Source organism: Paeniglutamicibacter terrestris, assembly GCF_012271785.1.
GTDB lineage: Bacteria > Actinomycetota > Actinomycetes > Actinomycetales > Micrococcaceae > Paeniglutamicibacter > Paeniglutamicibacter terrestris.
Genome location: NZ_JAAWVT010000002.1, coordinates 354,841 through 375,944, shown reverse-complemented (window position 1 = coordinate 375,944; position 21,104 = coordinate 354,841). Strand labels below are relative to the sequence as shown.

Annotated in this window: 20 protein-coding genes; 12 read left to right on the top strand and 8 right to left on the bottom strand. The window is 63.3% G+C overall.

Annotation, left to right across the window (positions count from 1 at the left end; genetic code table 11):
• Positions 1 to 148 precede the first annotated feature (148 nt).
• Positions 149 to 982, top strand: coding sequence for a sulfurtransferase (locus tag HED64_RS07435; RefSeq protein WP_168151409.1), 834 nt, complete (start codon positions 149 to 151; stop codon positions 980 to 982).
• 204 nt (positions 983 to 1,186) lie between these two features.
• Here the strand turns inward: HED64_RS07435 and HED64_RS07430 are convergent, their stop codons facing one another.
• From HED64_RS07430 to HED64_RS07410, 5 genes are read right to left on the bottom strand one after another with little or no spacing between them, the layout of a single operon-like run.
• Positions 1,187 to 2,332 carry an aminotransferase class V-fold PLP-dependent enzyme gene (locus tag HED64_RS07430; protein ID WP_168151408.1) on the bottom strand — a complete coding sequence of 382 codons (1,146 nt, stop codon included), beginning with the start codon at positions 2,330 to 2,332 and terminating at the stop codon, positions 1,187 to 1,189.
• Between the two features lies 1 nt (position 2,333).
• Positions 2,334 to 3,200, bottom strand: coding sequence for a carboxylating nicotinate-nucleotide diphosphorylase (nadC, locus tag HED64_RS07425; RefSeq protein WP_168151481.1), 867 nt, complete (start codon positions 3,198 to 3,200; stop codon positions 2,334 to 2,336).
• A 52-nt stretch (positions 3,201 to 3,252) separates the two neighbouring features.
• Complete coding sequence (nadB, locus tag HED64_RS07420) at positions 3,253 to 5,007, bottom strand: L-aspartate oxidase (protein ID WP_342590671.1); 1,755 nt, start codon at positions 5,005 to 5,007, stop codon at positions 3,253 to 3,255.
• A complete protein-coding gene (gene nadA, locus HED64_RS07415) occupies positions 5,004 to 6,272 on the bottom strand; it encodes a quinolinate synthase NadA (protein WP_168151407.1) in 1,269 nt (422 codons plus the stop codon). Before nadA ends, nadB begins: the two co-directional genes overlap by 4 nt.
• Positions 6,269 to 6,997 (bottom strand): NUDIX hydrolase, encoded by a 729-nt coding sequence (locus tag HED64_RS07410; RefSeq protein WP_245325798.1) that lies wholly within the window; start codon positions 6,995 to 6,997, stop codon positions 6,269 to 6,271. Before HED64_RS07410 ends, nadA begins: the two co-directional genes overlap by 4 nt.
• A 224-nt stretch (positions 6,998 to 7,221) precedes the next feature.
• Here HED64_RS07410 and HED64_RS07405 point away from each other — a divergent pair, with 224 nt between their 5' ends.
• The 4 genes from HED64_RS07405 to HED64_RS07390 all read left to right on the top strand — a co-directional run bounded on the left by HED64_RS07405 (position 7,222) and on the right by HED64_RS07390 (position 11,255).
• Complete coding sequence (locus tag HED64_RS07405) at positions 7,222 to 7,680, top strand: hypothetical protein (protein WP_168151405.1); 459 nt, start codon at positions 7,222 to 7,224, stop codon at positions 7,678 to 7,680.
• Positions 7,677 to 9,587: a M64 family metallopeptidase gene (locus HED64_RS07400; protein ID WP_168151404.1), complete on the top strand. Its 1,911-nt coding sequence runs from the start codon at positions 7,677 to 7,679 to the stop codon at positions 9,585 to 9,587. The genes HED64_RS07405 and HED64_RS07400 overlap by 4 nt, the downstream gene beginning before the upstream one ends.
• Positions 9,588 to 10,022: 435 nt before the next feature.
• Positions 10,023 to 10,346, top strand: a complete 324-nt coding sequence (locus tag HED64_RS07395) for an antibiotic biosynthesis monooxygenase family protein (protein WP_168151403.1) — start codon at positions 10,023 to 10,025, stop codon at positions 10,344 to 10,346.
• A 93-nt stretch (positions 10,347 to 10,439) separates the two neighbouring features.
• Entirely contained in the window at positions 10,440 to 11,255 is an 816-nt protein-coding gene (locus tag HED64_RS07390; protein WP_168151402.1) for an alpha/beta fold hydrolase, read from the top strand.
• Positions 11,256 to 11,322: 67 nt separating this feature from the next.
• On the opposite strand, the gene HED64_RS07385 is transcribed toward HED64_RS07390, so the two are convergent.
• On the bottom strand, positions 11,323 to 12,120 hold the full coding sequence (locus tag HED64_RS07385) for a hypothetical protein (protein WP_168151401.1): 798 nt from the start codon (positions 12,118 to 12,120) through the stop codon (positions 11,323 to 11,325).
• 565 nt (positions 12,121 to 12,685) lie between these two features.
• Here HED64_RS07385 and HED64_RS07380 point away from each other — a divergent pair.
• Genes HED64_RS07380 through hpaD form a run of 4 tightly spaced genes read left to right on the top strand, consistent with a single transcriptional unit; the run spans position 12,686 to position 17,576 of the window.
• Positions 12,686 to 14,191, top strand: a complete 1,506-nt coding sequence (locus HED64_RS07380; RefSeq protein ID WP_168151400.1) for a fumarylacetoacetate hydrolase family protein — start codon at positions 12,686 to 12,688, stop codon at positions 14,189 to 14,191.
• A 6-nt stretch (positions 14,192 to 14,197) separates the two neighbouring features.
• Complete coding sequence (locus HED64_RS07375; protein WP_168151399.1) at positions 14,198 to 14,857, top strand: GntR family transcriptional regulator; 660 nt, start codon at positions 14,198 to 14,200, stop codon at positions 14,855 to 14,857.
• A 55-nt stretch (positions 14,858 to 14,912) separates the two neighbouring features.
• Positions 14,913 to 16,418 carry a 5-carboxymethyl-2-hydroxymuconate semialdehyde dehydrogenase gene (gene hpaE, locus HED64_RS07370; protein ID WP_168151398.1) on the top strand — a complete coding sequence of 502 codons (1,506 nt, stop codon included), beginning with the start codon at positions 14,913 to 14,915 and terminating at the stop codon, positions 16,416 to 16,418.
• A gap of 48 nt (positions 16,419 to 16,466) precedes the next feature.
• Entirely contained in the window at positions 16,467 to 17,576 is a 1,110-nt protein-coding gene (gene hpaD, locus HED64_RS07365; RefSeq protein WP_168151397.1) for a 3,4-dihydroxyphenylacetate 2,3-dioxygenase, read from the top strand.
• Positions 17,577 to 17,712: 136 nt separating this feature from the next.
• On the opposite strand, the gene HED64_RS07360 is transcribed toward hpaD, so the two are convergent.
• On the bottom strand, positions 17,713 to 18,273 hold the full coding sequence (locus HED64_RS07360; RefSeq protein ID WP_168151396.1) for a dihydrofolate reductase family protein: 561 nt from the start codon (positions 18,271 to 18,273) through the stop codon (positions 17,713 to 17,715).
• Between the two features lie 100 nt (positions 18,274 to 18,373).
• On the opposite strand from HED64_RS07360, the gene HED64_RS07355 reads away from it, so the two are divergent.
• A complete protein-coding gene (locus HED64_RS07355) occupies positions 18,374 to 19,147 on the top strand; it encodes a phosphoribosyltransferase (RefSeq protein ID WP_168151395.1) in 774 nt (257 codons plus the stop codon).
• Positions 19,148 to 19,175: 28 nt separating this feature from the next.
• Here the strand turns inward: HED64_RS07355 and HED64_RS07350 are convergent, their stop codons facing one another.
• A complete protein-coding gene (locus HED64_RS07350) occupies positions 19,176 to 19,424 on the bottom strand; it encodes an META domain-containing protein (RefSeq protein WP_168151394.1) in 249 nt (82 codons plus the stop codon).
• Positions 19,425 to 19,437: 13 nt separating this feature from the next.
• Between HED64_RS07350 and HED64_RS07345 the strand changes: the two genes are divergently transcribed.
• Together HED64_RS07345 and HED64_RS07340 are read left to right on the top strand one after the other, a co-directional pair.
• The gene (locus HED64_RS07345) at positions 19,438 to 19,731 is read left to right on the top strand and encodes a hypothetical protein (protein ID WP_168151393.1); all 294 of its coding nucleotides are present in this window, start codon (positions 19,438 to 19,440) and stop codon (positions 19,729 to 19,731) included.
• Between the two features lie 641 nt (positions 19,732 to 20,372).
• Positions 20,373 to 21,041: a phosphoribosyltransferase gene (locus HED64_RS07340; protein WP_168151392.1), complete on the top strand. Its 669-nt coding sequence runs from the start codon at positions 20,373 to 20,375 to the stop codon at positions 21,039 to 21,041.
• The last annotated feature ends 63 nt before the right edge of the window (positions 21,042 to 21,104 follow it).

Sequence of the window (21,104 nt, the reverse complement as noted above, 5' to 3'; positions counted from 1 at the left end):
ATTGCTCCGTGCGCTCAGTCCCGCCAAGTGGTGGGGGTACCCCTGCGCAGGTCCCCAATGCGCATCCCCAGTCGGGAAGGTCATGGGGGCGATCTCGATATTTGAGACCTCGCTTCGTGGATGGCTGACCGTCTGTATATCGTGAGGCATGGACGCGACTCAAGCCATCGAAGACATCCTTCCTCCCTTTGTCAGCGGAGCGTGGCTGGACAGGCACCGCCATGAGGTGATCATTGCCGATGCACGCTGGTACCTCAATGGTTCCTCCGGGCGGGCCGCCTTCGACAGTGGGCACATCCCTCACGCCGTGTTTGTCGACCTCGATACGTGCTTATCCGGCGAGTCCGGTGCGCGGGGGCTGAATCCTCTGCCTTCTCCGGCGGTTTTCGCCCGTGGGATGTCTTCTCTGGGGGTGGGCGATGACTCGACGGTCATCGCCTACGACGATGCAGGCGGCGTCATTGCGGCACGGCTTGTGTGGATGCTGCGGGCACTCGGGAAGCGGGCAGCCTTGCTCGATGGCGGAATTGCTGCATGGTCCGGTCCGCTCGAACGTGAGTCGGTACATCCTGCGCCGGCACACTTCACGGCGGTGCCCTGGCCCGAAGAATCTCTGGTTCATGCCGAGGACCTCGAGTCATGGACCGGGATCGTGATTGATGCCCGCACCACCGAACGCTTCGATGGCAGCCTTCAGCTCCCCACGGATCCCCAAGCCGGGCATATTCCCGGCGCGGTGAACGTGCCCTGCCGAGAAAACCTGGACTCCGCTGGCCGGCTCCTGCCGGCCGCCGAGGTACGTGAGGCGTTTGCGAGCGCCGGGGTCCAGGACGGCTCTGCCGTCGTTTCCTATTGCGGATCCGGCATCACTGCGTGCCACAATCTGCTGGCCCTCGAACACGTCGGGCTCGGTCGCGGCCGTCTCTACCCCGGTAGCTGGTCCGAATATGCCAGAGACCCGCAACGCGTTGCGCAGCGGTAGAACAAACCGAGTTGATATTCGACCACGCCCCGGTCCTATGATCTGGCGCGTTCTCACCTAGCTCTGTCGCTGGCGCACGTTAGGCAGCACCATCGAAGGACACTAGAACATAGATTCGAATACGTTCGAGAATGCACCAGCCCGGACCGTCGCACGCTGACAACTGCCCCGGCTTGTCGACACGAGCGGGGGCCTCTGGCCGGCTCAGTTGCCCGCGATCGCCTTCACCGCCGCCACCACGGCACGGGCAGCGGTGGCAACCTCGGATTCCTTAACCTTGCGCGTGAAACTCAAGCGCACGGCTGTATGCGCCTCTTGTTCGCTGTACCCCATACCAATCAGCACCGGTGAGGGATCGGTGGATCCTGCCGAACATGCCGAACCGGAGGAACAGATCACCCCACGACGTTCCAGTTCCAGCAAAACCGTCTCGCCTCCGGTCTCCGGGAAAACGAAGGAGACGATGCCAGGGACGCGGTGTACCGGATCCCCGGTGAGCCGAGCGCGAACCCGCCCATCGGTATTCAGCCCCTTGAGCACCGCGGAAATGATGTAGTCGCCATAACTCTGGGCGGCGGCCTCGGTGTTGGCTCGCGCGGCAAGGGATAACGCGGTGGCGGTGGACACGGCCCCCGCCACGTTCTCGGTGCCCGAACGCCGTTCCCGCTCCTGCCCGCCCCCATGGATCAGCGGCTCAAGGGCTAGCTTGCCGCGAACCATCAGCAGCCCGGCCCCCTTGAGCCCGCCAATCTTGTGCCCGGAAATGCTCAGGGCATCGGCATGTGCGGCGATCCGCCCCATGTGAAGCCAACCGGCCGCCTGCACACCGTCCACATGCACCAGGGCACCGACGGCATGCGCGGCGGCCGCCAGCTCGGCGATCGGCTCGATGGTGCCCACCTCATTGTTCACCGCCATGACGCTCACCAGCGTGGTGTCATTACGCAGCAATGCCGTGAAGGCGGCCAGCTGAACACGGCCGTGGGCATCCACCGGGGCGATATCCAGCTCAAAACCGTGGTGGCGCACCAAATAGGCGCAGGCCTCGGCGACCGAGGGATGCTCGATGGCCGAGCGAATCAGGTGGCGTCCGCGCGGGGCCCCAAGGGCCAGCCCCTTGATGGCCAGGTTGTTTGACTCGGTACCGCCGGAGGTAAAAACGATGTCCCCGGTGCGTACGCCCAGCACGCCGGCGGCGGTTTCGCGCGCGTAGTCGAGGGCGCGGGCCGCGGTTTGGCCCATCTCATGGGTGCTGGAGGGGTTGCCATAGTCGTGGGTCAACAGTGGAATGATGGTATCCAGCACGTCTTGGCGCACGGGGGTGGTGGCCGCCGCATCGAGGTAAATCACGTTAGTTTGCTTCCATCCTGATATCCAGGCCGAGGTCAAGGGCGCGCACCGAGTGGGTCAGGGCGCCGGAGGAAATGACGTCGACCCCGGTGGCGGCAATTGACGCCACGGTCTCCAGCTTAACGTTCCCCGAGGCTTCCACCAGTGCGGCACCGGCAATGCGACGCACCCCGATGGCCAAATCGGCGAGCGTGAAGTTATCTAGCATGATGGTGTCCACTCCGGCGGCAAGCACCGCGTCGAGCTGATCAAGGGAATCGATCTCCACCTCAAAGTGCACGGTGTGCCCCAGTGCGGCACGGGCCTTGCGCAGCGCATTGGTCAGCGTCGATCCGGTCCCCAGCAACGCGAGGTGATTGTCCTTGGCCATCACGGCCTCGGAGAGATTATCCCGATGATTAAAGCCGCCACCGCAGCGCACCGCGTAGCGTTCAAGTACCCGTAAGCCCGGGGTGGTCTTGCGGGTGTCGACGATCCGGGCGCCGGTTCCCTGCGCGGCCGCAACGTAGGCGGCGGTGGCGGTGGCGATGCCGGACAGGCGCTGGAGCAGGTTCAATCCCACGCGTTCTCCGGCCAGCAGGGAGCGGGCCGGACCGCTGACGGTGATCAGCGTATCCCCCGGCGCAAAACTGTCCCCGTCGGCGAGCGCCGGAATCAGTTCGAGGGCGGGATCGGTGAGTTTCATCGCGGTGATGAAGGTATCCAGCCCGGCGCAGATACCCGGTTCGCGGGCGATGACCGCGGCGGTGGCGGTGGTGTGTACGGGAATCAGCGTGTTCCCGGTGAGATCTCCGCGCGGGTTATCTTCCTCCAGTGCCGCCAGAACAATCTTCTGGATCACGCGAGCCGGTACCGGCTGGATGTTGATGCCGTGCACCGCAATCTCTGCGCTGGGATTGGAGGTGGTGTGGGTCGTGGTTTCAGACAAGGGTCGTGATCCTTTGCTGTGCTTGGAGCGATTCTTGAAGCGCGGTGGGTGCTTGTTGGGCGAAGCGCTGGAGGTGACCTGCCACCGGTAGTGGTGGCTCAGGTGCATCGGAGCGGTAGTGTGCCCCGAGGGAATTCTCCCGATGCAGCGCCGCGGTGGCGATCAATGTGGCCAGGGTCAGCAGGTTGGCCAGTTCGTGGGAGCTGCGATCATGCGGGCTCACCTGCCAGCGTTCAAGTTGCCGTAGCGCGGTTCTGAGCCCATCTCCGGTGCGCACCACACCCAGGTAGCGCTGAGCTAGATCTTGGAGCTGGGCCAGGTTAAGCAACTCGTCTGATTCGAAGTTCGCGCTCGGGTCTGCCTTGCCCTCGATCCTCCGCGGGGGCTGGGTGACAATCACCTTGGTGAGAGCCTTGTTGGTCTCGGAGTTGGTAAAGTCGCCGATCTCGGGGGTCATCGGCAGGTTCACCACCATCCGCCAGGCGAAGACCAGGCCCTCGAGCAGCGAGTTGGACGCCAAACGGTTGGCCCCGTGCACACCGGTGTTCGCACATTCCCCGGCGGCATAAAGCCCGGGCAGCGTTGAGGCACCCAGATCATCGGTCAAGATCCCGCCCATGATGTAATGCGCGGCGGGCGTGACGGGTACCGGTTCCAGGCCCAGGTCATAACCCAGCTTCTCCAGTTCCGCGGTGATGGAGGGGAAACGGCGGGCCAGGAACCCGGGGCCGTGTTTGGCTTCCACCGCGCGGGCATCAAGGTGCACGGTGCCGCCGTTGGCTCGAACCGAGTGGATGGCGCGGGCCACCACGTCGCGTGGCGCCAGCTCGGCATCGGGATGGACCTCTTGCATAAAGCGCTCGCCGTGTTCATTAATCAGTACCGCGCCCTCCCCGCGCACCGCTTCGGAGACCATAAATCCGCCGGGGCTCACCAAGGTGGGGTGGAACTGGATGAATTCGAGATCCCCTAGCGCCGCGCCGGCCCGGTAGGCTAGGGCCGCACCATCGCCCGTGGCACCGGCCGGGTTGGTGGTGGCGGCATATAGTTGCCCCGAGCCGCCGGTAGCCAACAGCACCGCGGAGGCGAACAGCTCTTCACGGCTCGAATCTGGTCCCAGTGTGCGCACTCCGATGACTCTGGTGGCGGCATGATCCGTCGCTGCATGAGCCTCGGACGCCTCGGCATCGGGGTTAGGTGTGGTGATTAGTTCGGTGACAAACACCTGCTCCCGGATGATGAGCCCGCCGGCGGCTTCCTGTTTGCGGCAGGCGGTGATCAGCGCGCTGGCCAGTGAACGGCCCGTGGCATCACCGCCGGCATGCAGGATTCGCGGGTGACTGTGCGCCGCCTCAAGACCCCGAGCAAATTCACCGCTGGCGTCGGTATCAAAGTGCGCGCCGGCGCTCACCAGAGCCTGAACATGTGCCCAGGCCGAGGAACACATCAGCGCCACGTTCTCAGCATCGTTCAGCTGCGCCCCGGCGGTCAGCGTGTCAGCCACGTGGCTGGTGATCGAATCCCCCGCGGCGATTCCCTCCGGGCCCACGGCGCTGAGCCCACCCTGGGCATACCAAGAGTTGGAATTCTCCAGCGCATCCTTGGTCAGCAGCGTGACCGTGCGTCCGCGGGCAGCTGCCGTCAGCGCCGCGTAGAGACCGCTGACACCGGAGCCGACTACAATCAGGTCCACACTGTTCAGCTCCGGAGTATTGAACTGCCCGGCATTCAGCTCCCAGGTATTCACGGCCGGGCCGCCAGCATCCGCTCCAGGGCCACCTTCGCGTCGGCCGCCACGTCATCGGCCACGGTGATCTTGTTCAGCACCACCCCATCCACCAGTGCCTCCAGCACCCAGGCAAGGTAGCCCGGGTGGATGCGGTACATGGTGGAGCAGGGGCAGATGACCGGGTCCAGGCAGAAGATGGTGTGTTCGGGGTGCGCGGCGGCCAGCCGGTTCACCATGTTGATTTCGGTGGCGATGCCGAAGACCGAACCGGCCGGCGCGTTGGCCACGGCCTTTTGGATGTAATCGGTGGATCCGGCCTCATCGGCCGCGTCAACTACCGGCATCGGGCATTCGGGGTGCGCCAGAATCCGCACCCCGGGGTGTTCGGCGCGCGCCTTCTCGATCTGGGCCACGGTGAAGCGCTTGTGCACCGAGCAGAAGCCATGCCAGAGAATGACCTTCGAGTCCAGCAGGGTGGCAGCGTCATTGCCACCCAGCGCCTTGCGCGGATTCCACATCGGCATCTTTTCCAGTGGAACGCCCATGGCCTTGGCGGTATTGCGTCCCAGGTGCTGGTCCGGGAAGAAGAGCACCCGACGACCGCGCTCAAAGGCCCATTCCAACACCGTGGCGGCGTTCGAGGAGGTGCAGACAATTCCGCCATGCTTGCCAACAAAGGCCTTCAGCGCCGCCGAGCAGTTCATGTAGGTCACCGGGATGACGGCAGCCTTACCATCGGCATCCGACTCATCCGCGTACAGATCCATGAGCTGTTCCCAGCATTCCTCCACCGAGGATTCATCGGCCATGTCGGCCATCGAACAACCCGCGGCCAGGTTCGGCAGGATGACCTGCTGCTCCGGCGTGGAGAGCACATCGGCGGTCTCGGCCATGAAGTGCACACCGCAGAAAACGATGTACTTGGCCTTTTCACGGGTCAGCGCCGCGTTGGCCAGCTGGAAGGAATCCCCCACGAAGTCGGCAAACGCCACCACCTCATCACGCTGGTAGTGATGCCCCAGCACCACGAGGGATTCGCCGAGGGTCTTTTTCGCGGCAAGGATACGTGTGGTGAGTTCGGCATCCGAGGCTTCGCGGTATTCGGCGGGAATATCTCCCTGGCGCGGGGTGGAAACCGGGGCCACATCCTCTTGCGAGGAGCCGGGCCCATAGGCCGGTGCGCCGGTGTCAAAAAGCCACGGACCCTTGGACAGATCGGTGTTGCAGCTGGCCTCGGGTGAAACGAGTTTCAGACTCTGCAGGGTGGAATTGATGCTGCTCATGCGATGGACTCGCTCTCAAGTCGGTGGGTAGGTGTGCCGGTATAGCGATAGAGGCGCGGGGGGCGGTGTTTGCCGCCGGAGAGGAACTCGTCGGTTTCCTCGATGTTGGCCGCGGTGCGCAGTTGCCGGCGGAAGTTGGCCGGATCAAGGGCCTTATCCAACACGGCCTCGTACACCTCACGAACCTGGGCCAGGGTGAAGCGCTCGCCGAGGAGGCGGTGGGCGATGGAACCGTATTCGACCTTGTTGCGCAAGCGCCACAGCGCGTACTCAATGATTTCGCGATGGTCAAAGGCCATCTCGGCCAAGACCTGCGGGTCATCGGCACGGAACCAGGCGACATTTGGGTCATCCAGGAGCACCGAGGTGGCTCGATCGTGCGCATCGTCCTCACGGACCAAGGCCCAGTAGACGATGGAGACGACCCGTCGGGTGGGCGAACGGTCCAGGTCCCCGAAGGCGTAGAGCTGTTCGAGGTAGCGCGGGATCAGCCCGGTGGTGTCGCGCAGGTTGCTCGCCGCGGCGTCCAGGAGCGAGTCGCGGGCCCCGAGCGGGCCACCGGGCAACGCCCATTGGCCACGGAATGGTTCGCGTGTGCGACGCACCAGCGGCAGCCAGAGGCTTTTACGCCCGGTGCGTTCGTTATCGCGCAGCGAAAAGATCACCGTGGACACGGCAAGTGTTGGCGGCTGCTCGCGGCGTTCTGCCACATTCGAAAACGACAAGCGATCCACCTTCCTAGTTAGTGTCACTTTGACCATAAGTGAGATTACTCCGAACCAGCACCATCCGCAAGAGCATGACACGCCGCGCAATGACGTGGCATTACCGACTCGTTACTCGGCCATGACGAGCATTGACTCGCCCGAGAACGGCGGATGTACTGGGCTCACCACCGGTCTGCATTCCATCTTGGATGCCGACTTCCTGCAGTGAAAGCGTGAATGACATGCCCCAAGAACCGGGCCCCGACACCAATACCGGGGCCATGCGACTGATCTTCGAATACGAGGGAGACGCGGTTCGACTCATCTCCCAACAACCGGTAGATATGGCATTAACCGGAGCCGAAACACCTCTTGAATCCCGCAATGGCCACTTCGCCGTCATCCGCGATACGGCAGAACGAGAGATCGCCCGCGTCCCGGTGAGCGCCCTCCAGAGCACACTGGAGGTCTTTCCCGAGACCGCTGGAGAACCCATCCTCCGCATTACCCCCGATACACCACGCGGAGCCTTCACCGTGATCGTGCCGGCCGCCACGGCTGCGGCAAGCGTCGCACTACTTTCTGTGAGCACCCCAGCGCCGGAGCGCGAGGTTGAACCGGGACTCCCGCCGGCACCGATCGAGCCCACCGAAACTGTCCTTGGCGTCTTTTCCCTCGAGCCTCAGGGAGATTCACAATGAGTACCGCCGACGGCACCATCATTGGAACGACCCAGATCAGTGGCTCAGCACCGGCAAATAGGGCCTTCAACGTGGTGCTGCTGGGTGACGGATTCCAAACTGGCCAACAGGGGGCCTTCAACACGGCCTGCACCGCGTTCGTCACCGCATTGCTGGGAACGGCACCGTTTAGCGATCTGGCCAGCGCCATCAACGTTTTCCGCGTTCATGTCTCCTCCACCGACACCGGGGCGGATGATCCGGTCTCCGGAGGTGGCACCGGGGCAAGCGCCCGCACCTACTTTGATGCCAGCTTCGGCGGCAACGGCATCCGTCGGCTCCTGATCTGCAATACCAGCACGGTGCTTTCCGTCGCCGCGGCCCAGGTCCCACAATTCACTTTGGCGATACTGGTGGTCAATTCCACCATCTACGGCGGATCCGGCGGCTCGGTGGGCACCTTCTCGCTGGCCTCGGGCGCCTCGGAAATCGGCATTCACGAGGCGGGGCATACCGCCTTTGGCCTGGCCGATGAATATCCCTACTACGCCGGCGGCGCCGAGACCGGGCACGACCACCACCCGGCCTCCGAACCCGGGGAACCCAACGTCACCATCAACACCAATCGTGCGACGCTCAAATGGGGCTGGGCCGTCGCCGCGAGCACCGCGTTGCCCACCATGGCCAATCCCAATTGTGCGGCCGTGGACTCAAGGGCCAGCACCGTGCCCAACGGCACCGTGGGAACATTCGAAGGAGCGCACTACTACCACTGCGGGGCCTACCGCCCCGAGTACGACTGCAAGATGCGCAACCTTTCGGTTCCGTTTTGCCGGATCTGCGCTCAGGTGATCATCAACCGCATTGGTCCGCTGACCACACTCACGGCCCGTGCTCGCACACCCATCAGCGTCGTGGCTCGGTACCCCGAGCATCTTGACGTCTTTACTGCTGGTTCCGATGGACGCACCGTCACCGACTGGTGGGATGCCTCCACCGGATGGAGCGGCTGGTTCCAGATTTCCGGTGGCATCGCGTCCCCGGGTGGACCCGGCTCCCCCATCACCGCGGTTTCCCGCTACGCCCGTCATCTGGACCTTTTCACCGTTGGCACCGACAATCGCATCTATTCGGCCTGGTGGGACGCGTCGGGTGGATGGTCCAGCTGGTTCGTCTTGGCCGGCGGACTAATCGCGCGGCCCGGCTCCACCGTGAACGTGGTCTCACGCCTGAGCGGACACCTGGATGTGTTTACCACGGCCGCCGATGGCCGGATCATGTCCTGTTGGTGGGATGCGGCCGGCGGCTGGTCCACATGGTTCCATGTCTCCGGCGGTATTGCTGCAGCCGGGGCCACCGTCACGGCGATCGCCCGGTACCCCTTCCATTTGGACCTCTTCACGGTGGGCACCGACAATCGCATCTGGAGCTGCTGGTGGGATGAACGCAGCGGTTGGTCCTCCTGGTTCCGGATCGGGTCTCAGCTCGCACGCAGCGACTCGACAGTGAATGTGGTGGCTCGCCATCGGGACCAGCTGGATCTGTTCACCGTGGCGTCGGACCAAAAAATCGTGAGCACGTGGTGGAATGCGCTCGGCGGTTGGGGCAGCTGGTTCCAGGTCTCCGGCGGTCTCGCCTCACCCGGATCTCAAGTTACCGCCGTGTCTAGGTACTCGAATCAGCTGGATCTGTTCACCGTAGGCACCGATAACCGCATCTACAGCACGTGGTGGCATGATCCTGGCGGATGGGCCGGATGGTTTAACGTCAGCGGTGGCATTGGCGCCCCGGGCAGCACGGTCACCGCCATCTCGCGCATCACCGAGCACCTTGATGTTTTTGCTGTTGGCTCCGATTCCAAGGCCTACAGCACCTGGTGGGACGGGAGAACCGGTTGGGCCGGCTGGTTCCAACTCGGCGTTAGCTAGCCACAGCAGGTTGCCTGCGTCTTACCTGCCCCCCCGACAACACACCTGATACCCAGCTGAGAGCCCGCTCCGGAGCGATGGAAACCACCACCGCAGGATCATCCCGGATCGGGCCCTCCCTTTTTTGCGCCAGCGTTTCTAGGCTTCTGCGCTCAGCCAGCGGGCTCCGCCAACTTCTACCTCACCGCGCATCCGCCACCCATCCACGGCGCGTATTGCCCTCTGTCGTTCAACCTCCGGCTCAACCCCTTGCGCAACCTCTTACGCAATGCGTGAGTGAGCACTGACGCATTTTTCTGTGCCTGACATTCTGGAAACCGCCGCCGCACCAATAAGGGGTGCCCTGCTGCATGTTCTCGCCGCCGGCGAGCGCACCGCCAGCCCGCATCGGCACAATTTCGCTTCGGTGACCCGGGTTGGTGCAGACTTGGATGCATGATCACCGAACACGCATTGCTGCCAGTCATCGAGGGAATGGAAGAAGAATTCATGGCCGCGTTTGAACGCGCGCGCCCGCTCATCGCTGCCACCGAGGGCTTCGAAGGCCTGCAGCTCTCGCGCAGCATCGAGACACCACACATTTTCCTGTTATTGGTCTTGTGGCAGAGCGTGGAGGCGCACACCATCGGCTTCCGCGGTTCTGAGAATTACCTGCAATGGAAGCACCTGCTACACCGCTTTTACGAGCCGTTCCCGGTGGTTGAGCACTTTAGGACGATCGACCCGATGACGGATGCGCCGGCAGAGCGGGCCTACTAAGCACCGTGGTCGTGGAATGACACATCGGCATCCACAGCGGGCACACACCCTCCACACTCGCATTGCTCATCAAGATCTGAAAGGATCTGCCTCATGGACACCACACACGATCACCTTGTTGAAGGCACCGCTAACGCCCTGGGGCTGAGCGTTTATGAGCCGGGCACCCCCTCGGCATTGCGCCCGGTGGTCCTGCTGCACGGCTTTGCCTCATCCAGCGTGCTGAATTGGGTCAAATCCGGTTGGATCCGCAGCCTGACCGAGGCCGGGCGCAAGGTATTGGCCGTGGATTTACCCGGCCACGGCACCTCACCGGCGCCCGAGGATCTTGATGCCTACACACCCAGCCGCATGCGCGCGGACCTGCTCCAGCTGCTGATGGACCACGGGGTCACCGCGCTCTCCCCTAGCGACGCGCTGAGCGGTGTGGATCTCGTCGGCTATTCCCTCGGCGCCCGACTGGCGTGGGAATTTGGCGGCACCCAGCAGCAGCTCGTGAACCGTCTGGTGCTCGGCGGTCCGGCCAGCATTGACCCGCTGGCAACCTTTGATGTTGATGCTGCCCAACGGTTCCTGGCCGATGGCACATCGATCGTCGACGAATCCACGGCGGATTTGCTGCGCATGGCGATGACCGTGGAGTCCAACGATATGTTCTCGCTGATGAGCATGATCCTGGCCATCAAGACCGAACCGTTCGCGCCCGAGCAGATGGTCCCCTCGATGCCCACGCTTCTGGTGGCGGGAGACGGTGATGCGTTGGCCACCACCATGCCCCGCCTCACCGAGCTCCTGAGTACTCGGGGAACCCAAAAGTCGGTGCTCTGGATAGCCGGCCGCGATCACGCCAACGCGGTGACCAGCCGGGAGTTCAAAAACGCCGCCGTCGAATTCCTGGGCGAGAAATAGACCCAGACTCAGCGTATGGCCCGTCGCCCTCATGCCCGCGTCCGGCCATAGACCGCAGCATCCTGATTCAGCTGGCCGCTCGAACCTGCACCAATAGTTCACCGAGCCGAGTGTGGGCGCGCTTCAGGGCTGGCAACGTTACGGGCAGGGATGCGGTCCGGTCGGTTCGGTGATCGTCCTGATCGTCCTGATCGTTACCGATGGTGTTCCAGCAGTCCAGAGCGAGGTAGAAGCAACCGCCACTACCGTCGGCGCCGGGGGTATAGATGGCCCGTGCCGCCAGCAAGTCGGCCGCCCCTGCCGCAGCACCTAGATCCCCGTAGACCAGGTTGTCGTCGCTGGATCCTGCGGTCAACCCCAACGTCTTATTCAGGCGGCAGCCGTCGTCACCATGGACCTCGCACCACGGCTGACAGTCGTCCGGGTGCTGTTGGTCCCGGGGCCGGGCAACCCAGTCCACGTGGGTCGGGGCAATGCCCGCTTCCCGTTCGGCCCGGTGCGCATCCCCACTGCAGACTAGGGACAGAAACCGTCCCAGCTGCGCGTGGACGGTTTTCATGCCCGGAACGCTCGTTTGGAACGATGCCATCGCCTCCCCACGGTAGGTGTTGTCAATCCGCGCGAGGTTCAGGGTGCACCACATTAATGGCGCGTGGTCCTCGTCATCTAGAAATTCGCTGCCCACCGAAAGCTCTAGGTCGTTGCAGCCCGAAACCCCGCCGCTGGCCCCTTCGAGGTCGATCCCGGCCAGGGTCTCCCTGCTGCGAAGAGTTGTGGGCTTTTCATAGAGCACAAACGCGGCCCGGCAGGTACCGCCGCCGTGATCGTCGCACCATGGCTGGCAGTATTCTGTGGTCTCTGGCATGTCTGTTGGCTCCTGGGCTATAAGGGGAACGATGGTTGGCGCACACACTGCCATGGCGCACCGATACTTTGACCTGCGGAGCCGCCGCCGCCCACGAAAACGGCAGGTTCTGGATCCCCCACGGAACCTAGATCCTGCCGTTTCTCACATCGAGGGACCCCCGAGGCCCCAGCGTCTTCGCGGAAGTTCTCCTCTCCCCCAAGGAGTGGAGATCACCCATGGGCAGATCACCTTGCCAACGTCGTTTAATCGGCACGCAGCCAAACCTCGACGTCTCCCCCAGCGGGCAGGAGCGTCTTTTGTACATTGTGCTTCCGCGGAGATGGGCTACATCGACCGGCTTTAACTAGCGAAGACACACGTTCATCTGGATCGTGACGCGAATCGGAAAAGAGAATGGGGAGTCTTTTCCGAACCCTCCCCAGCCCCGATTTTTCGGCATTTCTGGGGCTCAGCACGCCAGCGTTCAACCCGACGGAAAGAATCTTGAGCCAGCGCCTTGACATCCGTGGAGATCCGCATCACACTGGATCGTATACGATTTCATACACAACAGGAGGAACCCGTGAGCGAAGAAGCCACAGCCACCGAATTGGTCAAGGTCGACCAGAGCATCTTCGATGCTGCAGGCAAGGTCCTTGCTGTTCATCTCTCCTACTCCTCACGGGCCGCCCAGCGCGGACGTACCCCCGCCTTCCCGTCGTACTTCATGAAGGCTTCCTCCTCGCTGGCAGTCACCGGCGCCACCGTCGAACGTCCCGCCGGCACCGAACTGCTCGCCTTCGAAGGCGAAATCGCGCTGATCATCGGCACCGACGCCCGCCGCGTGTCCATCGAGGACGCTTGGAGCCACGTCGGACACGTCAGCGCGTCCAACGATCTGGGCGTGTATGACATGAAATACGCCGACAAGGGATCGAATATTCGCTCCAAGTCCGGTGACGGCTACACCCCACTCGGCCCGGTTCTCTTGCCGGCAGCCGCCCTGAATCCCGCCGCTCTGCGCATCCGCACCTGGGTCAACGGCGAGATCGCCCAGGATGCCTCCACCGCCGAATTGATCTTCTCCTTTGCACAGATTGTTGCCGACCTTTCTCAGCAGATGACCCTGAAGGCAGGAGATGTGATCCTCACCGGCACTCCGGCGGGTTCTTCGGTCATCGTCCCGGGCGATGTTGTGGAAATCCAGGTCGACGACGAGGCAGCGGGCCTGTCCACCGGGCGCCTGTCCACCACCGTCATCGAGGGTACCGAGACGTTCGCGGCGTTCGGCAACCAGCCCAAGATCACCGACGCCGACAAGATTGATGCCTTCGGCACCGCCGCCGCAGCTGGCATCGATGCTCCGATCACCGGCAAGCAGGCCCTGACCGACGAGGTCAAGGCCAAGCTGCTCTCGGTAGCCACCGCCACCATTTCCGGTGCACTGCGCAAGCGCGGGCTGAACAACGTTTCGGTGGACGGGCTGCAGGCCACCAAGGGCATGAAGAAGGTCATCGGCACCGCCCGGACCCTGCGCTATGTACCGAACCGTGAGGACCTGTTCAAGACGCACGGTGGCGGCTACAACGCCCAGAAGCGCGTCATCGACGACATCGGCCCCGGTGAAATTCTCGTCATGGAGGCCCGCGGCGAAAAGGGCTCGGGCACCTTAGGTGACATCTTGGCGATGCGCACCCAGGTGCGCGGCGCCGAGGCCATCATCACCGACGGCGGCGTGCGCGACCTTGACGCCGTCGCAGCCCTGGACATTCCCACCTTCCACAACGGTGCACACCCCGCGGTGCTCGGACGCAAGCACGTGCCGTGGGACACCGACGTGGCAGTGGGCTGCGGTGGCACCACCATCGTCCCCGGGGACATCGTGATCGCCGATGCCGATGGCATCCTGGTCATCCCACCGCACCTGGCAGCGGAGATCGCCGACGAGGTCGTCGAATCCGAACGCCAGGACACCTTCGTGTTCCTGAACGTGAAAAACGGCAACCAGATCAAGGGCCTGTTCCCGATGAACGCCGACTGGAAAGCCAAGTACAACGCGTGGGTCGCCGACGGCGAACCGGAAATCTAGGCCGCCATGGCCCCGAGTAAATCAGAGTCGGCCTACCGGCTGCTGCACGAGCGGATCACCGAGGGCGCCTTCACCCCCGGCTACCGACTGGTGCTGGGCACCATCGCGGCGGAACTTGGCTGCTCGGTGGTCCCGGTACGCGAAGCCATCCGGCGTCTGGAAGCAGAAGGCCTGGTGACATTCGAACGCAACGTCGGAGCCACCGTGGTGACCACCGATGCCGCACTGTACCTGCACACCATGCAAACCCTGGCCATCATCGAGGGTGCGGCCACGGCCCTGAGTGCACCGTTTGTTGATGCCGGGCAGCTGGCCGCAGCCCGGGCCATCAACCAGATCATGAGCGAGTTGTTGCTCGATTTTGATGCCACCCGATTTACCGAACTGAATAACGAGTTCCACCAGGTGCTCTACCAGCATTGCCCCAATCCGCACATTCTGGATCTGGTGCACCGCGGGTGGAACCGGATGTCGCTCATGCGCTCCTCATCGTTCACCCACATCCCCGGCCGCGCCAGGGAATCGGTGAAGGAACACGAACAGATCCTGGATCTGATCGAAGCCAAGGCCCCGGCCGCCGAGATTGAACAGGCAGCTCGGGCCCACCGCACCAGAACACTCAACGCCTACCTCGCGGCGGCCAGCCTTCCGGCCTCACCGCTTTAAAGAACCGGCGCGGGATAACCCGCCGCCATCACACTTACCAGCAAGGAGAGAACATATGAGCAAGCACTTCGTTCCCGAGAACCTCCCGACCCACCTGCAGCACTACATTGGTGGACAATTCGTTGACTCCATCGGCGGGGAAACCTTTGACGTCCTGGATCCGGTGACCAACACCAATTACGCCACCGCTGCCGCTGGCCAAAAGGCAGACATCGATGCGGCCGTCGCTGCGGCCACCGAGGCCTTCAAAAACGGCCCGTGGCCCACCATGAGCCCGCGTGCCCGCGCCAAGGTCCTGTACAAGATCGCCGACGCGGTCGTCGCCCAGGAAGACCGCCTGGCGGAAATGGAAACCTTCGACACCGGCCTGCCGATCACCCAGGCCCGCGGCCAAGCACAGCGTGCCGCGGAGAACTTCCGCTTCTTCGCCGATTTGATCGTCGCCCAGCATGACACCGCGCTGAAGGTCCCGGGTTCGCAGCTGAACTACGTGAACCGCAAGCCGATCGGCGTTGCCGGGCTGATCACCCCGTGGAACACCCCGTTCATGCTCGAGTCCTGGAAGCTGGCCCCGTCCATCGCTTCCGGTTGCACCGTGGTGCTCAAGCCGGCCGAGTTCACCCCGCTCTCAGCATCCCTGTGGGCCACCATCTTCGAGGAGGCCGGCCTGCCGGCAGGCGTCTTCAACCTGGTCAACGGCATCGGCGAGGAAGCCGGCGACGCACTGGTCAAGCATCCCAAGGTCCCGCTGATCTCCTTCACGGGCGAATCCTCCACGGGCCAGCTGATCTTCCGCAACTGCGCGGAGAACCTCAAGGGCATGTCCATGGAGCTGGGCGGCAAGTCCCCGGCGATCGTGTTTGCCGATGCCGACTTCGACGCGGCCATCGACTCCACGCTCTTCGGTGTCTTCTCCCTGAACGGCGAGCGCTGCACCGCCGGTTCCCGCATCTTGGTACAGCGCCCGATCTACAACAAGTTCGTTGAGGCTTATGCGGCCCGCGCCAAGAGCATCACCGTGGGCGACCCGCACGATCCGGCCACGCAGGTCGGCGCGCTGGTCCACCCGGAGCACTATGACAAGGTCATGAGCTACGTGGAGATCGGCAAGTCCGAGGGTCGCGTGGTGGCCGGCGGTGGACGCCCGGAGAATCTGCCCGAGGGCCAGGAAAACGGCTCCTACGTCGCCCCGACGGTATTTGTCGATGTGGCTCCGGATGCACGCATCTTCCAGGAAGAAATCTTCGGCCCCGTCGTGGCGATCACCCCGTTCGACACCGACGAAGAAGCCCTCGAGCTGGCGAACAACACCAGGTACGGACTGGCCGCCTACATCTGGACCAACGATTTGAAGCGCGCGCACAACTTCGCTCAGGACGTCGAGGCCGGCATGGTGTGGCTCAACAGCCACAACGTACGTGACTTGCGCTCCCCCTTCGGCGGAGTGAAGGCCTCGGGCCTTGGACATGAGGGCGGCTACCGCTCCATCGATTTCTACACCGACCAGCAGGCAGTGCACATCACCCTCGGTGAGGTTCACACCCCCAAGTTCGGCGCCTAGTTTCCTCCCCCCTCCCCAAATATTTTTTCGCGAAGGAGCGAACCCATTATGACGAAGTCACCAGCAAACCCCATTCCCACCCCATCGGTTCCGGCACCGGACATCCTGCGCTGCGCCTACGCCGAACTGGTTGTCACCGATCTGGCCGCCTCGCGTAAGTTCTACGTCGATGTCCTGGGCCTGCACGTTTCCTACGAGGATGACACGCAGATCTACCTGCGCTCCTTCGAAGAGTTCATCCACCACAACCTAGTCCTGACCCTGGGTCCGGTCGCAGCGCTGAAGGCCATGGCCTTCCGTGTACGTTCCAACGAGGAAGTTGACGCCGCCGAGGCCTACTACAAGGAACTGGGCTGCCGCACCGAGCGTCGCAAGGAAGGCTTTGTCCGCGGCATCGGCGATGCACTGCGCGTGGAGGATCCGTTGGGCTTCCCCTACGAGTTCTTCTTCGAGACCACCCACGTGGAACGCCTGCACATGCGCTATGACCTGTACTCCGCAGGTGAGCTGGTCCGCTTGGATCACTTCAACCAGGTGACCCCCGATGTTCCGCGGGGCCGGGCGTACCTCGAAGATTTGGGCTTCCGCGTCACCGAAGACATTCAGGACGAAGAGGGCACCACCTACGCGGCCTGGATGCAGCGCAAGGGCACCGTCCATGACACCGCCCTGACCGGGGGCGATGGTCCGCGCCTGCACCACGTGGCCTTCTCCACCCACGAGAAGCACAACATCATTCAGATCTGCGACAAGATGGGTGCCCTGCGCATCTCGGATCGTATCGAGCGCGGCCCGGGACGCCACGGCGTCTCCAACGCGTTCTACCTCTACATCCTGGATCCGGATGATCACCGCATCGAGATCTACACCCAGGACTACTACACCGGAGATCCGGACAACCCGGTCATCACCTGGGATGTCCACGATAACCAGCGTCGCGACTGGTGGGGCAACCCCGTGGTTCCGTCCTGGTACACCGAGGCGTCCAAGGTCCTTGATCTGGACGGCAACGTCCGCGAAGTCCTCAAGCGTACCGACAGCTCAGAGATGGCAGTGACAGTTGGGGCCGACGGCTTCTCCTACACCCGGGCTCCGGGCGATGCCATGACCGGAGATCCGGGCGAGGAAATCGGTTTCAAGATGGGCAACCAGGTCTAGGCAGCTCATCCGGCAGGGGGTCGGTCCTTCGGTGATTCATCGGTTGATGCATCATTGAAGGACCGGCCCCTTGCTGCGCATGTGCCCCTTAGCCCCTGCCCGCCATCGCCCTACCTTCGTTTTCGCTCTCCCGTGCTTAGTGCTCCACGGCGTAGCGCAGGAAGACCATGCCGTTGCCGAAGCGACGTTCTTCAAGCAGCTGCAGGGCTTGATGAACACCGTTGGGGAACATCCGTTTTCCGCCCCCGACGAGCATCGGGGCCACATAGATCTGGACCTCGTCGATGAGTTGCGCGCGCCATGCCGAGGCGGCCACGTCCGCACCGGAAATACCGAGGTCATGCCCGGCCGACGCCTTGATGCCCCGGACCCGATCGGGATCAAAATTGCGCTCCAGCACTGTGCGCTTGGTGGACACCGCCTCAAGTGTGTGCGAGAAGACGATCTTGTCGGCAGCCTGCCAGATCCGTGCAAACTCTGCGTTCCCTTCCGATGCAGCGGCATATTCGGGGTCGGTTTCCCAGCCGATCATCATTTCATACATGGTGCGCCCGTAGAGGTAGGTGCCCACATCGCGCTCGGAAATGTTGATAAAGTCCAGCACCTCTTCGCCCGGGTACGCCCACCCGAAGTCCCCTGACTCGTCGGCAATATAGCCGTCCAGCGAGGCGAGAAAGGTGTAAATCAACTTGGACATAATGAGCCCTTCGACGGCGTGTGGCTAACTCTCTGGCTGGTATAAAAGCGTACAAATCTGTCGACCTCACGCTACTCTCCGGTGCGCATGAAGTCATCGGATGTCGGAGAGGAACAACGAACTTGGACGTCCTCGTGCCCAGCTTGGCCTTCACTCACCCCGGGAACCCGATCACACTAAGACCATGGGTAAGCATGCGGGATTGCGCTTCCAGGATCGGGCGCAGGCAGGCACTGCGCTCGGCGAGGTTTTAGCCGCCCAGGGAGTGAACGGATCAGGCGTGGTGCTGGGGCTGTTACGTGGCGGAGTGCCGGTGGCTGCGGCGCTGGCCCAGCGGCTGGATGCGAAACTCGGGGCCCTAGCGGTTCGCAAGCTGGGGGTTCCGGGACAGCAAGAGCTCGCATTCGGAGCCATCGCAACCTACGGTTCGGCGCACGGGAGATACCTGGTGCCGCGGGTGTACCGGATGGCTCTAGATCTGGTATCGGACACCGACTTACGGGGTGTGGAAACTCGCGCCGCGCTCGAGCTCGAGCGCTTGGCCAAGCTCTTTGCCAGCTTCGCCCCCGATCTCACCGGCCGCACGGTGGTGCTCTGTGATGACGGGTTGGCTACCGGGGCCACCATGCGCGCTGCCCTGGAAGCGGCGGCACAATATGGCGCCCGGGAAATCATCACCGCCGTTCCCGTGGCACCGTCCAACCTGATCCATCCCCTGGCCGGGGCGTCGGCCGCTACGGTGCTCATTTCCCCACCGGATTTTTCCTCCGTTGGCGCACACTATGCCGACTTTTCACAGGTCACCGAGGAAGAAGTGCTCCAGCTTCTGCATACAGCGCGAGAAACCCGCCATGCCGGCGGGCCTCGATTCTAGACGCGGTGCCCGAAGAGAATCAGTTGATTTAGCCGGCGACGTTGAGCCGCGGCAGCGTGCCGATCTCCACACCATTCTTGTCGCTGACCCGTAGCGTTTCTCCGTCTACCCTCACGACGGCGGCGCCCGACAGCCAGGTGTCCATGCCGAGACAAGCAACCAACGTCATGGTCATCTCGCGCAGCTCGAACGTCATCCCGGCACCGGTCCAGGTGCCGTTTAACGAGTTGCACCCATCGTTGCCATTAAAGTAACCTTCCGGAGCGAACCACAGCACCGGGGAACCTTCCGTGGCGCCGCCCCATTGGCCGATGACCGCTGCGTTGGTATCAACTCCAGGCGATGGGCTCGATGAGCTCGACTCGGGTGAGGTGGACACCGGCGAGCTCGTCTCCGGCGAAGCTGTTGGCGAGCTCATCTGGTTCGGTGCGCTCGATGTGGTGGGTCCGCGCTGGTCGGTTGGTGAAACCACGCTGGGAGCAGAGCTATCGGCTTCGCCGGGACCGGTCGAGCATCCGGACAAGGCAACAGCCACGACCGCAAGCATGATCGGGGTCCACGTTCGCTTCATGCTCACATGCTAGCTCCCCGGACCGGAATTCAGCAGCGTTCGTGTTGCCTCGCGTTGCCTCGCGCGCGCGTGCGCGCGACGCAACAAGCAGGAGTACAGCTTGCACCCGTACGTCAGAAAATGGAGGGTCCCCCGGCTGGGGCGGCTGTCGGGCGCGAGCCGCCCTTGGTCATCTTGACGATCACCAGTGCGGCGCCATCCCGGCGAAGTTCGGTCCCGAAATTTCTCCGCCATCTCAACCAAGAGCTTCGATGGGTCGGATCATGCACACCGTAAAACGCAGTAAAGGTTGGGCGATCGGGTGTCCAGACCGCGTTTGCCGCCGGTTCGATGACAAAAGTCTGGCGATTCACGTGGAGCTACGTGCGGATCACTGATGGCGTGCTCAGTGCAGTTCTCCTCGCACTCGAAGGAGCCGCCTGTCCGAAGGCTCCGCCTGAGACCACCGTGGGGGCAGCAAGGAACTGGGCAACCACGATGGTGGCTTCGCGCGCCCGGCAGCACCCGGCCCATGAGAAATCACCCGGGAAAATCGAGCAACCACCACTTCTGCCGCCTTTTTGGCATCATCGGTCGTCACGTGGAAAAAAGACCGCGGGCAGGTGGATCGTGGCTGGGTGACCACGCGGGAGGTGACTGGGGCACACTTAGGAGATGACAACCGAGCATATAGCCCCCACCCGCTTTGACGATCGTACGGCGGCCGGCACTTTTTTGGCCGTGGGCTTGGCAACTTATGCTCAAGACCCCAACGCATTGGTCCTTGGCCTGCTGCGCGGCGGGGTACCGGTGGCAGCCGAGGTTGCCACCCGATTGGGACTTCAGTTTGATGCCCTGGCGGTGCGTCGACTGGTGATGCCCGAACGCACCGAGATTGCCTTCGCCGCGATCGCCGCTTATGGCGAACATACCTCGTTGAAGTACGTTGAGGGCGTCTGGGACTCCGCGCAGCTACGCTTCGAAAAGGCCGTCCTGGACCAGGTCGAAACCACCGCGCGGCAGGAACTCGAGGAATTGCGTGCCCGCCTGGTCGGCCAGAGCGTCCTGCAGGTTGCCGAGCGCACCGTGATCCTGGTTGACGATGGCATGGCCAGCGGGGCCACCATGTGCGCTGCCATCGAGCTGATGCGCGAGGCCGGCGCCGGGCGCATCGTCGTGGCCGTCCCCGTGGCACCGAAGGAAGCACTCAAGGAAGTGACGCCGCTCGTTGACGAGCTGCTCTGCGCCATCTCCCCCAGGGTGTTCCACTCCGTGAGTGCCTTCTACTCACGCTTTGATTCGCTCGCCGACTACGAGCTCACCGCTCTGATCCCGCGTCGCTAGAGGCCACTGCCTGCGCGGGCGCGGGCGGACACAGCATAAAGGGGCCGAGCGGCCCTCTCACCC

What these genes read in the sequence shown, in the direction of transcription:
- HED64_RS07375 (WP_168151399.1), top strand. Translation starts at nt 14,198, where the DNA reads ATGGCCCCGAGTAAATCAGAGTCGGCCTACCGGCTGCTGCACGAGCGG.
- HED64_RS07390 (WP_168151402.1), top strand. Translation starts at nt 10,440, where the DNA reads ATGGACACCACACACGATCACCTTGTTGAAGGCACCGCTAACGCCCTG.
- HED64_RS07360 (WP_168151396.1), bottom strand. Translation starts at nt 18,273, where the DNA reads ATGTCCAAGTTGATTTACACCTTTCTCGCCTCGCTGGACGGCTATATT.
- hpaE (WP_168151398.1), top strand. Translation starts at nt 14,913, where the DNA reads ATGAGCAAGCACTTCGTTCCCGAGAACCTCCCGACCCACCTGCAGCAC.
- HED64_RS07395 (WP_168151403.1), top strand. Translation starts at nt 10,023, where the DNA reads ATGATCACCGAACACGCATTGCTGCCAGTCATCGAGGGAATGGAAGAA.
- HED64_RS07385 (WP_168151401.1), bottom strand. Translation starts at nt 12,120, where the DNA reads ATGCCAGAGACCACAGAATACTGCCAGCCATGGTGCGACGATCACGGC.
- hpaD (WP_168151397.1), top strand. Translation starts at nt 16,467, where the DNA reads ATGACGAAGTCACCAGCAAACCCCATTCCCACCCCATCGGTTCCGGCA.
- HED64_RS07400 (WP_168151404.1), top strand. Translation starts at nt 7,677, where the DNA reads ATGAGTACCGCCGACGGCACCATCATTGGAACGACCCAGATCAGTGGC.
- HED64_RS07355 (WP_168151395.1), top strand. Translation starts at nt 18,374, where the DNA reads ATGTCGGAGAGGAACAACGAACTTGGACGTCCTCGTGCCCAGCTTGGC.
- HED64_RS07340 (WP_168151392.1), top strand. Translation starts at nt 20,373, where the DNA reads ATGACAACCGAGCATATAGCCCCCACCCGCTTTGACGATCGTACGGCG.
- HED64_RS07435 (WP_168151409.1), top strand. Translation starts at nt 149, where the DNA reads ATGGACGCGACTCAAGCCATCGAAGACATCCTTCCTCCCTTTGTCAGC.
- nadA (WP_168151407.1), bottom strand. Translation starts at nt 6,272, where the DNA reads ATGAGCAGCATCAATTCCACCCTGCAGAGTCTGAAACTCGTTTCACCC.
- HED64_RS07405 (WP_168151405.1), top strand. Translation starts at nt 7,222, where the DNA reads ATGCCCCAAGAACCGGGCCCCGACACCAATACCGGGGCCATGCGACTG.